Raw genomic sequence first — 14,273 nt, forward strand, 5'->3', positions numbered from 1 at the left:
CAGGTTTAACCTTAGTCAAGGGAGATTGAGAATATGATAAAGAAATTTGTATACTCTCAAAAAGTTGCGCCGTATGTTTTTGTATTGCCATTTATACTTATATTTTTGATATTCTGGTTTTTTCCACTTGTAAATTCATTCGTAATGAGCTTTCAAGATAGAATGTTAGGACAGGATCCTAAATGGATTGGTGAAGCGAATTATTCGAAATTACTTACTGATAAAGTGTTTTTGACATCTATTAAAAATAGCGTTGTGTACATGTTAGGAACCTTAGTGCTGTTAATTCCTTTTCCTATGTTATTCGCCGTTATGATAAACAGTAAGTTAATGAAGGGAAGAGAGTTTTTTAAATCTTCGTTCTTTCTCCCTGCATTGACTTCTGTCGCAGTTGCGGGTACCATTTTCCGGCTTACATTCGGTGAAATGGAAGGTTCATTAATGAATAGTTTCCTGGGTCTATTTGGTATAGAGCCTATTAAATTTTTGAAAGACGGAAATTGGAGTATGGCAGCACTATTAATCCTCGCATGTTGGAGATGGACAGGTGTTAATATGCTTTACTATCTATCCGGTTTGAAAAGCATTGACAATGAATATTATGAGGCTGCTTCAATTGACGGGGCATCTGCTTGGCAGAAGTTTAGAACGATCACAATGCCATTATTGAAGCCGACCACGGTATATGTTACGACAATTAGTGTTTATGCAGGTTTAGCCATGTTTACCGAGAGCCTGATGATGTTTAACGGTAACAATTCACCCAAAAATATTGGCTTAACCATTGTTGGATACCTGTATAGACAAGGGATTGAGCAGAATAAGCTGGGTTACGCAGCTGCAGTTGGTATCATTCTGTTAGTCATTGCTATGGTTATCAATTTAACGCAGTTGAAATTTAGTGGAATGTTCAAAAAGGAGGAGGATTAAAGTGGGCAGAAGTCAGACGAGGAGTGATTTCATCTCTAGAATAGTAATTATTTGTTTATTCATTATACTATTCGTTATAATTATGATCCCATTCTACGCAGTGGCCCTATCTTCCTTTAAACCAGGTGAATCATTAGTTAGATATGGTCTTAACCTAAGTTTGGATTTTGAAATCATGAGTTTTGATAATTTCATCTATCTGTTTACTGGACAACATGATTATTTTGTGTGGTTTTGGAACAGTATGATTTTAACAATCGTTCAAGTGGTTTTAACGCTTTTTGTAAGCGCATTTGTTGCATATGGTTTTGCAGCATATCATTTTAAAGGTAAGAACTTCCTCTTTATATGTGTTTTGCTCATTATGATGGTGCCTTTCGAAATACTGCTGGTTCCCTTGTACAGCCTAATTAATGATTTGGGAATGGTGAATAGCTATTCGGCAATCATTCTGCCCGGTATAGCCAATGCCGCGACAATATTTTTCTTCAGGCAATATCTACGAAGCATACCCAAAGAAATTATTCAATCTGGGCGGGTTGATGGCGCAAACGAGTATGCGATTTATTTTAGACTAATTATTCCGATTATGAAGCCATCCTTTGCAGCAATGGCCATTCTGAATGGTATGAATAGCTGGAATAATCTATTGTGGCCATTCATGGTTCTCGGAGATCAGAGTAAATATACACTTCCAATCGGTTTGAAAACGTTGTTAACTCCTTATGGCAATAACTATGATCTATTGATCGTAGGCTCGTTCTTCTCCATCATTCCAATTTTTATACTGTTCATTGCTTTTCAGAAATATTTCATAGATGGTATGACTGCAGGCGCTGTCAAAGGGTAGTGTATATTATGATGAAACAGGTGATAAGATGGAAATCCAACAACGAGCGTTACATGACATTCAACCATTGATTGAGCAAAGAGCTGATCCTTTTATTTACCGACATTCGGACGGTTATTATTACTTCGTAGCATCCGTTCCGGAGTATGATCGGATTGAAATCCGTAGAGCCCAGAACCTTGAAGGGCTTGTTACATCAACTCCTGTAGTGATCTGGAGAAAGCGCGAGACTGGTATCCTTAGTGCTAATATTTGGGCACCAGAACTGCATTTTATTGATGACAAATGGTACGTGTATTTCGCTGCCGCACACACGACGGAAACGAATGAAGGCTTGTTCGACCATCGGATGTACGTGCTAGAGAATGAGAATGCCAATCCGCTCGAAGGCATTTGGACGGAAAGAGGGCAGGTTCGTACCGAGTGGGAAAGCTTCGCCCTCGATGCCACTACCTTTGAGCATAATGGCAGCCGTTATTACGTATGGGCACAAAAGGATCCGAATATTGAAGGTAACTCTAATCTGTATATATCTAAAATGAGCAATCCGTGGACGTTGACTGGGCCGCAAACGATGATTTCGATGCCGGAATATGACTGGGAAATCATTGGTTATAAAGTGAACGAAGGCGCGGCATTTATTCGCAAAGGTAATCGGGTATTCCTCTCTTACTCGGCTAGCGCCACGGATTTCAATTATTGCATGGGCTTACTTGAAGCCGATGCGGATGCTGATTTGCTCGATGCCAACTCATGGCGCAAGTCTCAAGCAGCGGTTTTCTCCACAGATGAGAGTATCTCAATGTATGGTCCCGGTCATAATTCCTTCACGGTGTCAGAGGACGGCGAAGAGACGCTATTTGTGTTCCACGCAAGAACGTACAAGAACATTATAGGAGATCCGCTGTACGATCCGAATCGCCATACATTTGTGACGGAGCTTTTGTGGACGGCTGACGGCAAACCCGATTTCCGCGGCTCTGTTGCAGCACTTGCACGTTCTGTACAGTGAACGAGTGTCCCAACAAGGTTGGTTGATGGATTTGAGTTCGTTTATCCAACTTGCCAAAGAGAGACAGTTAGAACATCGAAGGCACCCTACTGGGTGTCTTCGACTTCGCTCAACAGATAATACGTCGAACCGTAATACAAGTAGTGGAAAGTTGCCTTAAAACTTGCCGCTCCAGTTATCCCGGAAAATCATATCAAAAAAACAAAAACAGTCGCTGATCAATAGGATCGGCGGCTTTTTTTATGTTATCGGTACGATTTTTAGTCCATGCCAAGGACAAGAGCTTCTATCGATTGCCGGAATGGACAAGAACATTGTCCGATTACCGTTAAGAAGTACATCTAAAGAATAAAGATGTAATTTAAATCTTAACAGGCAGCATAAATTTTGCACAGTTTTCAAATTTCTTATGGGACAAACAACTCGATAAGATACAAAAACGGGCTTTGAGTCACTTACAGCAAGACGAACTGTAAGAGGTAAGTTTCTGATTTGTTACAAGGTTAGCATATGTACAAGGTTGTAATTATATAAATTTCAGTTGGAAATGATGATTTCAGCCTGATGTAATGATTTGTAAAATAAGGTTATCAAAAAAGAACAAGGAGAGGTTCCCATGACAAAGCCAGACGTCACGCACCATCCACAGACATCAGGTTATAGCCATAAAATCAATGATCCATTCTGGTCGCATTATATTGAACTGGTCCGCAACGTAGTTGTTCCTTATCAATGGGAAGCGCTCAATGACCGTATCGAAGGAGCTGAACCAAGCCGGGCCATACGGAATTTCCGCATTGCTGCAGGGGATGAAGAGGGCGTTCATTATGGCATGGTTTTTCAGGATAGCGATGTTGCGAAATGGATTGAAGCAGCTTCGTACCTGCTCTCCGCGAAGCCCGACCCGGAACTTGAAGTCCTCGTGGATTCTGTTATTGAGACCATAGCTCGGGCACAGCAAGCCGATGGTTATTTGAACACGTACTTCACCCTGCGTGAACCTGGGGCGCGCTGGACGAACCTCGCCGAGTGTCATGAACTTTATTGCGCAGGACATATGATTGAGGCTGGTGTGGCGTACTATCATGCCACGGGCAAGCGCACGCTGCTGGATGTGGTTATTCGCCTGGCGGATCATATAGGCACCGTATTTGGTACAGAGCCGGGACAATTGCCAGGTTATGATGGACATCAAGAGATTGAACTTGCACTATTCAAATTGTATGAGACGACAAAAGAAGAGAAATATCTGGAACTGAGCCGTTATTTTCTGGATCAGCGGGGAGCGAGTCCGCATTTTTTTGTAGAGGAATGGGAGCAAAGAGGCCGTACCATACATTTTGGCGAGTTGGATATGGTTCACCGACACACGTACTCGCAGTCCCATCTGCCTATTAGGGAGCAGTCGACAGCAGAAGGCCATTCGGTTCGACTGGTTTACATGTGCGCGGCTATGGCAGATGTAGCTGCAAAAACGGAGGATACATCGCTGAAAGAAGCCTGTGAACGGTTGTGGAGCAACATCGTAAGCAAGCGAATGTACATTACGGGAAGCATTGGTTCATCAGCCAAAGAAGAAGCATTTACAGGCGATTATGATCTGCCTGGAGATACCGCCTACGCAGAGACCTGTGCTTCAATTGGCCTGATCTTTTGGGCGAAGCGCATGCTGCAGATGGAGCAGGATAGCCGGTACGCAGACGTTATGGAGCGAGCCCTGTACAACACGGTGATTAGTGGAATGTCTCTGGATGGTCAACGTTTCTTCTATGTGAATCCGCTTGAAGTCGATCCGAAGATGCAACGTGTAAATCCTAATTATGCCCACGTGCGAACACGCCGGCAAGGGTGGTTTGGTTGTGCTTGCTGTCCGCCGAACATTGCGCGATTAATTGCCTCATTGGATCAATATGTATATACCCCGGCTGTGGAACAGGCTGCGTTGTATGTACAATTGTACATCGGAGGGGAAGGGGAATTCACACTTGAGGGTAGGAGAGCAGCCCTAACCATGGACTCTGACTATACCTCCACTGGAGATGTGAAGCTGATCGTTCGGCCTGATTCCCCAGAGGGAATGCAGTTTACGATAGCTCTGAGAAAGCCGGACTGGTGCAAGATTCCCGAGCTGTGGATTAATGGGGAGAAGAGCGAACAGGATGGTTTTACTTTTGAATACGGTTACATAAAAGTGAACCGTTCGTGGAAAGCCGGTGATGAGATTAAACTTCACTTCCCTATGGAGTTGCTGCGGATGAAAGGGCATGATCACATCAAAACCGCTTTCGGAAAAGTAGCCATCCAGCGGGGACCGTTTATGTACTGTCTCGAAGAAGTCGACAATGGCCGCGGATTGCATCGCATTCAGCTGCCCCGGGATGCCGAGTTTCATATCGGTAGCGGGGAACAGATGCCTCTGGGGGTTCCGGATCTTACAACCATTGGGCAGAGAATCGTATCCCAAGAAGACTGGGGAATACATCTGTATCGCAGTGATGTTCACTGGGATATACAGCCTGCCGAGCTTCGGTTCATTCCTTACTTCACTTGGGCCAATCGGGATGAAGGAGAAATGAGCGTTTGGATTCGCGAAAGCGAATAAGAAGAAGTCTACTCGTGCTGCTGTAAAAAGGTATGCAAAAGGAAAGCGCCCGATAGACCCACAATACGCGCTGTAGGATAACGCGATCTTTGATGAGCGGACACTTTTTTCACGGCATCAGTTCTGATTGAGTCAGTTTATTTATCTGAGTTGGTAAACTTGCTGCGGAAGTTGGAAGGAGAGATGCCCTCTTTTTTCGAGAAACAGGAAGAGAAGTAGGATACATGATTAAAGCCGATCTCTTCGGCGATGCGAGCAACGGACCAGGCGGTTTGCAGCAGCAGCTTTTTGGCCTGTTCGATTCTGTAATGCAGCAGATATTCCATGGGTGTCATGCCATACACTTTCAGCATGCTGCGTGCGAGATAGTTTGGATGGTAGTTAAGTTCCTTTTGCAGCATCGGATTGGAGATCGGTAGCGGGTAATTGTGGCGGATGTAGAGTTCAACTTTCTCGGCAATCCGGATTGCGGCAACGTCTAACAGTGAAGACAGCCCAAGATCCAGATGCTGCATAAATTGCTGGAAGGTCGCCTGTCGTTTCCAATTGCGCAGGGACTGAGGCTCCTGATCAAGCTGAGAGAAATGCTCCAGCAGTTCCATATCTTTGATTGCAATGTGCAAATGTTTGGGAATGAAGATGGAACAGACATCACAGTGGTTCAGATATGCGCTCACCTTATGTGTCTCGATTAGTTCGGCTTGATTGGCGAGACATTCGTCCATGTTGGCAGACTCTCTCCAGCTGCCAAAGGTTTGAAAATGAATCCAGATCATTTCCGTTTCCGCCTTACAGGTTGCGCTGCCGTAATGATGTCCATCCGGCTTAAGGATCAGTGCTTCTCCCTGGTTCAGAAGCCATTCTGTCCCGTTCTCGCTAATGGCGAGCGAACCGCGTGTAACAACAATTAGATCAAAGACACCGATGTCACTGCGGCTAATGTGATATTCACCGGCTTCGTAACAAGCACGTCCGCAATCAATAAAATAGGGAATGGGCGGGGTAATGAAATGAAGGATGGGCGAGTCCAATCCGGCACCTCCGAACAGGTTGAAATATTTAAAATTCATGTTGGCATCGAGAATTTATTTTTTATGATACAGCAAGTAACATAGAAAATAAAGCGCTTACGAAATTCAGTTTTAACCTTCAACGGATTCAGGTTTAGAACCTTATCTTCACTCTCGTGCTGGTTGTGATGATGATTCCAATGGAAATTATTATCCTGCCCCTGTATGGCTACACGATATAGGCTCCACGTAAGTGGAGTAACGGTTATAGGATTCGATTATCTTAACAATCGACTTAGAGATTCTACTTTAGACGAAAGAATGAACGTCATTTTCGATGGATCGGTCAAAGGTATTTCGTAGAAGAAACTATACTTACCGGTTTAAGAGAATTAAACCCCTAATGGATATGATCACATATATACAGGAGGTTATAATGACAATGATTTCGAAGAAGTGGAAGCCGCTCATGATCGCGCTGCTCCTGGCATTTTCAAGTCTGCCGCTGCAGGTTAGCGCTTTGCCTGCGGCCGCGACGGCTGCAGTAAAGACCGGTATCTCCAATGCCAGCCTGTCCGCCAAAGTTGGCGACTTAGGTCAGATTGAGGAGCTTTATATCAACAACAATCCTACCAATAAACAGGGGAAGCCAATCAATTTCGTCCTGCCTAACACTACATCGCCGCAGAATGGTACTCAGCACCAATGGATGGGAGAAATGATCTTCTCTTACCGTACGGGTGCCAATGGACAATTCCCTGATAACAGGGACGGCTTTGTAGAAGTTGATGCCAATAAAACATTGGCTGCCGGGGGATCTACACAATATTCGACCATTAATCCGGATAACCCCTATATGAACAAGACCGCATCAGCAGACGGCAAGAAGGTAGAAGTCAACTTTATTGGACAGAACCTAGACTCTACGGGCCAGCGGGTAATGAAGGGCTTCGATGTGAAATCCGTTTTTGATATGGAGACCAATGACGGTTCACTGCTTTGGGAAATTACGGTGAAGAACAAGAGCAATCAGTATATCGAATTCGGAGATATCGGCTTGCCAATGCCTTGGAATAACAAATATCAGACCTTATCCGATACCTATGATGACCGTGTGACAGTGCATAATTTTGCAGGTGCTGACAGTGGATATTCTTATGCCATCCGCACCAGTGGTGAGGGAAACTTTATGCTCTTCACTCCGGTGCCGGAAAGCGGCGCTCGAATCGAGTATGTGGATTATTGGATGCATGAAGCAGGAGAGCGACGTGCTGCAGACACCTTTAAGAACTGGACAGGAGACAGTGGCGGCTGGTATCCGGGGCTGAACGTGCTTTATATTCACTCCAAAGAAATCCAAAAAACGGGACGCGGGTACTTTACTGATGCTTCCAGCCTCGTCCTAGGACCGGATGAGTCCAAGACGTATAAGTTCAAATTCTCCGCAGTCCGTGGAGGCGACAATACGCCGCAGGAAAGCGCCCAAAGCCCAAATAATAGTTCGACCTCGATGGAAGACCGTGAAGCCAATCTCCGGTCCATCCTATATAAATCAGGTATGATTGATGCCGTAGCGGTGCCGGGCTTCCAGACAGCGATCGATATGCCTGTCAAGATAGACCTGCACTATGACGACAGTATCGTTGATGTACAATCCATCGATATTCAAAATGTGGCAGAGAATGATCCGTTTGACGAAGCGCATATTCCGGATATCAAGCCTGGGAAGAGCAGAAAGGAAATGGTTGATAACTCGCGGGCCGAACGTGGACTGCCTGACGGGAACCCCGGCTACAACGAGTCGGTTGAGTTTGTGGAGACCAAGATCGTAAATGGTGAACAGCATCATATTTATTCACTTCAGTTTGATTCGATCGGCAACAACAGTGTGCGTATCGAATATAAGCTGAAGGACGGCAACGAATGGGTGGATAAATTCACTCAATTTGAATTCAATGTTCTAGCCGAGCTGGATGCAATCTCGGATGCCCATTCCGAATTCATGGTCCAGCAAACACAGGATAAGAATCCGGAAAGTCCAACTTATGGTAACTATTTCGACTGGTATCTTACAAGCGGCATCGATCTAAATACAAGCCATTGGGGAGATGACTGGAGCCATGACAACATCAACTTCATGACGATGAAGAACTATCTGGCTCCCAATCCCGATGAAATTCGCTCTATCGAGACATTCCTGATCGACTTCATGTGGGAACGATACATGAAGAATACTCAGGATAGCTACATCGTTGCGAACTGGCTGAAAGATTCTGGAGCGTATACCGACAAAGATAAGCCTTATACACGTACCTTCTCCGAAATCATGGAAGCTACCGGATTTTTCAACATGTACCGGATTCAGAAGGCTTATCCTAATTTGATCGAGTACCGGGAATCGCCTCAGTTTTATCTGGAGAAAGCTTATAACATCTACTATAAGCGCGTTTCCACCGGGGCCATCGGATTCTATGGCGAGCAGCAAATCCCGGATATGATTGAAGCACTGAAGGAAGAGGGGATGCAGAACGAGTCAACCAATCTGCAGAAGAAGTTCGCCCTCGACAAGGGACGGAATATGACCAGAGCCACTTATCCTTACGGATCGGAATTTGAATATGACAATACTGGCGAAGAAGGGGCTTATGCAGCAGCGAAGGCTCTGCGCACGTACTATCCAGCAGACGCGCTTACAGGTGCAGCTGAGAAAAGTATGGAAATGGCCGATTGGAAAACACGTGCTATGCGCGGGATTCAGCCTACCTGGTTCCATTATTCCGTGCCCGTTTTCCGCGGCGGTGAAGGCTGGTGGAATTTCCAATATACTGCGTCTTTAGCAGGTTACATTATGGATGACTGGCTAAGGTATGAGAATGATGGCAGATCGGTGGAGCAGAAGGCCATTGCACAGCAGCGCAATTATGCCGCTAAGATTTCGAATTTCAATGCCGTCAATATGGGACAGATTTCGGCTAATTCAGTTGGCGGTACCTCTTGGAGATATTCGATGTATAAAGGAGGCACAGGTACGAAGGACGTATACGATGGCGGCTCACGCGTCATGAGTAACGGCTGGAATGATTTTTCGGGCGAATCAGAAGAAGGCCTCTATGGTTCCCTTCTCAGTATCAGCTCCGATATTGTTACAGATCCGATATTCGGGCTGTTCGGTTATGGAGCGCTGGTAACTGTCGAAGGAGATAGCTACAATATTACGCCGAAAGACGGTTTCGGCAAACGGATCAATCTGATCGATGAGAAAATCTATTTGGAGCTGGAAAGCGATAAAGTAGAAAGCGCGCAAATTCAAAAAGATGGTAAGGGTTTTACTCTCCAGCTCCTGAATCCATCAGGGAAAGAGCATACTTCACGGATTTTGTTCGATGGAGTGGGGATCGAGAATGGCTACTATACCATGAAGCTGAATGGTGCAGCTGCCGGACAGTTCTATGTTCAGAACAATGAAGGCGTTGCCATGTTTCAGATGGGTAGCGTGCAGCGTGCTGAATTGATCATTGAAAAGTCAGCCGGCGGTGAAAATGAAGCTCCGCAAATTACTGTAGAGCTGGCGACACAACATCCACAGGCGTTGATTCCATTTATGCTGAATGGGATTGTAACCGATGACGGCGCGCCGGAAGGAACTCTGTCTTACCAATGGGAAGTGGTCAGTGCCCCAGAAGGCGCCAAGCTAACCTTTACTCATCCGAAAGCAAGCATTACACAGGCTACGGGTACCAAAGCAGGCTCATATACGGTTAAGCTTAGCGCAAGTGATGGACAACTGACTGGCTCCAGCCAGGTCATCTTCGAACTGGCTTCACCGCCGGATAAACAGCCTCCAGCAATTGGCCACGTAACTGCGGTTCAGGATGTTGCAAATAACAGTATCGTGGTATTGTCCGGGGAGGCCATTCCTGACCCTGTGCATAGCGAGGCAGAAGAACCCCAGTTGAAGTACACTTGGGCCGTCAAGCAAAAGCCTCAAGGTTCAGCGGACATTTCATTTGTGGATGGTGACAAAACAGCAGCCTATGCGCGTGTAAGCATGGCAGGCACCTACGTGTTTACCTTCAGTGCGACAGACGGAGACAAGAAGGCCAGCAAGGATATAACGATAGAGATTAAGGAAGATACCGTTGACGTTTACCGGGCACTCAGCGTTGTCACCAAGAAGGATATTGAACCAGAACTTCCTAGACAAATCTATATTCTGTCAGAGGAAGGGTATTTAGAGCAGGAAATCACTTGGGATGCTATAGATCCAAGCGGCTATGCTAGTGTAGGCCAATTTGAAGCCAGAGGAACGGTCAATGGCAGTGCCTTGGAGGTTTGGGCTACCGTACATGTCGTGAATACTGAGCTTCAAAATGCGGCGCTGACAGCCAAGGCTTCCGCTAGCTTCTCTGGTGGCGACGGATATCCGGAAGCGATGAATAACGGCATTGAACCTAAAAGCTCGGCAGATTTCTCGCCGAACCGTGGTGCCCCCAACAGTGCATGGCATAACTGGGGTAGAGAAGGAGATCCAGCATGGGTGACGTATGAATGGGATCAGCCATTCCTGGCCTCATCCATGGATGTATATGTATTTCAAGACAACGGCGGGAACTTTCGTCCAAAGGATATACAACTTATGCTTCGCGGCGAAGATGGGAAATGGTACACCCCGCGGGACATAAAGGGATTGGGAAATGAACTTAATAAATACAATACGACTACCTTTGAGCCCGCATATATTACAGGTGTTCGTATGGACATGAAGCCTTTCGTTAATGGCAGCGGTATTCTGGAATGGAAGGTATACGGCTATACCGGAGCGGTAGATAAGTCAGAACTGATCAAGGTCTATAACTATGTAAATACATTAAATTCTTCGAACCTTGCAGATCCTGGTCTTGCGCCAATAGAAGCGGCGAAGACAGATGCATCTGCTGTGATCAAGAATATGAATGCCACAGACGAAGAAGTTAGCCTGGCGCTTGAGAAGCTTTTGATGGATTTGCGTCTGCTCAGTCCGAGAGGCGGCAATATGGCCTTCCTCGCAAATGCTTCTTCCAGCTATACCTCTCCTTGGGAGAGTTTGGCTGCAGTAAACGACGGAAAGAAAGATGGCAATAACATTTTGCATTGGGGAACCTGGGGCCATGAGGGCGCAGAGGAGTGGGTGCAATATGAATGGCCGCAGGGTGCCACCATCCGGAGTTCGAATCTGTTGCTGTGGTCAGATGCCGGCGGAATCAAGCCGCCTACCCAAATTGTATATTCCTACATCCCGGCGGATAGCGGAACTGATGAATGGATAACAGCGGGAACGATTACGGAGGGAATCAAAGTGGTTGAACATACTCCAGTGGAATCCTCCAATCCGTACACGTTTGACTCGGTGCTGAATGTAAAAGCACTGCGGGTTACCCTGACCAAACAATCGCGGGCAGGCGATAACGGTGTAGGCCTATGGGAATGGGAAGTTCACCAGGCCATACCCAGTCCTGATCGTGAGGCTCCAGTAACACCGGCCGGTATGGCACCGTCCATTCCTGATGGAGATGACGGCAAACTGATTGGTGTGACAACAGAAATGGAGTATAAGAAGGAAGGCGAAGAAGAATATATTGCAATTGCAGGAATTGAGGTCACAGGTCTCACCGCCGGTAAATATTATGTCCGGTATATGAAGACCGGTTCGCTGAGCGCCAGCCTGGATAAGGAAGTCTTTATTCCGGAAGCGCAGACACAGGAGCAGGTTGCACCCGATGAGAGTGGGTGGGTAATCTCACACGCCAATTCGGATACCGGCATAAAAGGCATAATTGAGGGTTTGAATGATACGATGGAATACCGGAAGCTGGGCGAAGAGGACTACACGCCTGTTACAGGTTCAAGTATCAACGATCTGGAGCCTGGCAGCTATCAGATCCGGTATGCAGCCACAGACATCCTTAAGGCAAGTCCGCCGGTAACCGTGGACATTCGCAATGAAGCCAGGGCAGACAGAGAGGCACCAACAGCGGAAGGACTCGTCATTACACCGCCTACAGCGGCAGGCGGGAATGATGGCAGAATTGAAAATATGACTGTCGATATGGAGTACCGAAAGGCGGATCAAGGTGGTTACATGCCGGTTAGTGGATCCCGCATTGAAGGCCTCGAGGCCGGCAGCTATGAGCTCCGGTACGCCGGGACGGATATGAGCAATCCAAGTCCTGCTATCCTGATCGTTGTGCCTGACGGAACCAAGCAGGAGCAAAGTCCGCCGTCCAGTGCAGAGGTCAAGGCTGTAAATGTCAGTGCAGCTGGGGCCAAGGATGGTAAGATCACTGGTGTAAGTCCTGTAATGGAATATCGGCTAGTAGGAGTGGACGCTGGCAGCTGGAATGCGATCACAGGCACAGAGGTTACAGGTCTTGGCAACGGAATTTACGAGGTAAGATATAAAGAGACGGCAACTCATTATGCGAGCCAATCCCTTACTGTCGTTATCAGCAATCCAGTCATCAATCCGAAGCCTACGGAAACACCGCCGTCAACGGATGCACCTGTGTCAGTGACCACACCTTCACCGGTTCCTGAAAACATCAAAGTCGAAGGGAATTGGATTAAGATTGTGGCACCAAAGTCGGATACCAAAACCGGTAAAGCTAAAGGAGCACCCATCCGGCAGGAAGACCTTAATAAGGCTCTGGAGCATGTAAAGTCGAATAGCAATAATATTAAAACAATTATGGTGGATATTCCGAAAGCAGAGGGAGCCCATTCCTATGCGGTTGAGCTTCCTGCAGCTGCACTAACCGCAGAGCATGCCAACATCAAGATCGAGATTAATACGGAATTTGGAACCGTTACCGTACCTTCTAATTTGCTGAAGTATGTATCAGGTGCCAAAAGTGTGGAACTGACACTGAGCTGGCTAGATACGGCAAAGCTACATTCAGAAGTAAAATCCGTAACAGCCAGCAGACCTGTTATTGCATTCGCTGTTCAACTAGATGGAGAAGAAATGGTAGCCTTGAATACACCGGCTGAAATCAGACTGCCTTATGCTCCTGATGTTGAAGAATTGGCCAATTCCAAATACCTTACAGTTTCGTACGTGGCTGCGAATAGTACATTTGTTCAGTTACTGAATGGCAAATACGACAGTGCTCTACAAGCCATGGTTTTTCCAGCGTCAAACACAGGTCAATATGCAGTTGTGTATACAAAGAAGTTCTTCAATGATGTCATCAAGGATTCGTGGTACGCACCAGCGGTTGAAATAATGGCGTCCAAAGGATTCATCGACGGGACATCAGCAACAAGCTTTAGTCCTGGCCAAAAGGTCACAAGAGGTGAGTATCTAGCCTGGTTGGTAAGGACACTGGATCTCAAAGCAGAGTTAAACACCACCTTCAGTGATATGAAGCGAACAGACCTTTATTATGAGGAAATCGGAATCGCCAAAGCACTCGGGATCGCCCTGGGCACGAACGGCAGCTTCTATCCGGAAACGGAAATTGCTAGACAAGATTTGGCTGTGCTGACCATGCGGGCTTTACGGGCAGTGGGCAAAACCGAGCAGACCCATACAGCTGAGGATCTCAAGAGATTTACAGATGCGGCAAATGTAGCAAAGTACGCAGTTGATGACATGGCTGCAATGGTTAAAATGGGTTTCATAAACGGGCGAAGCAATGTCACCTTGAGTCCTGCTGGAACGACAACCAGAGCAGAAGCTGCTCAGGTTCTGTGTAAGATTTTCTTGCAGCTATAATTAAAGAAACCGACCTTGATCCTGTTTTATGCAGGAACAAGGTCGGTTTCTTTTTCAGGGAATGCTTCGAGCATGATGCCTTGCCAATGTTAATTACCCCATACCTGGAAAAGCTT

Annotated in this window: 6 protein-coding genes; 5 read left to right on the forward strand and 1 reads right to left on the reverse strand. The window is 46.3% G+C overall.

What is annotated here, in order from left to right; translation table 11 throughout:
- Positions 1–33 precede the first annotated feature (33 nt).
- The 4 genes from MHB43_RS17705 to MHB43_RS17720 all read left to right on the forward strand — a co-directional run bounded on the left by MHB43_RS17705 (position 34) and on the right by MHB43_RS17720 (position 5,394).
- Positions 34–930, forward strand: coding sequence for a carbohydrate ABC transporter permease (locus MHB43_RS17705; RefSeq protein ID WP_221821455.1), 897 nt, complete (start codon positions 34–36; stop codon positions 928–930).
- 31 nt (positions 931–961) lie between these two features.
- Positions 962–1,780 (forward strand): carbohydrate ABC transporter permease, encoded by an 819-nt coding sequence (locus MHB43_RS17710; RefSeq protein ID WP_397376262.1) that lies wholly within the window; start codon positions 962–964, stop codon positions 1,778–1,780.
- Positions 1,781–1,808: 28 nt separating this feature from the next.
- Positions 1,809–2,792, forward strand: a complete 984-nt coding sequence (locus MHB43_RS17715; protein WP_237175072.1) for a family 43 glycosylhydrolase — start codon at positions 1,809–1,811, stop codon at positions 2,790–2,792.
- Between the two features lie 616 nt (positions 2,793–3,408).
- Positions 3,409–5,394: a beta-L-arabinofuranosidase domain-containing protein gene (locus MHB43_RS17720; RefSeq protein ID WP_339176869.1), complete on the forward strand. Its 1,986-nt coding sequence runs from the start codon at positions 3,409–3,411 to the stop codon at positions 5,392–5,394.
- A 137-nt stretch (positions 5,395–5,531) separates the two neighbouring features.
- On the opposite strand, the gene MHB43_RS17725 is transcribed toward MHB43_RS17720, so the two are convergent.
- Positions 5,532–6,425: a helix-turn-helix domain-containing protein gene (locus MHB43_RS17725; protein ID WP_405117620.1), complete on the reverse strand. Its 894-nt coding sequence runs from the start codon at positions 6,423–6,425 to the stop codon at positions 5,532–5,534.
- A gap of 415 nt (positions 6,426–6,840) precedes the next feature.
- Between MHB43_RS17725 and MHB43_RS17730 the strand changes: the two genes are divergently transcribed.
- Positions 6,841–14,157, forward strand: coding sequence for a DUF5695 domain-containing protein (locus MHB43_RS17730; RefSeq protein ID WP_405117621.1), 7,317 nt, complete (start codon positions 6,841–6,843; stop codon positions 14,155–14,157).
- The last annotated feature ends 116 nt before the right edge of the window (positions 14,158–14,273 follow it).

Source organism: Paenibacillus sp. FSL H8-0317 (genome assembly GCF_045040685.1).
GTDB lineage: Bacteria > Bacillota > Bacilli > Paenibacillales > Paenibacillaceae > Paenibacillus.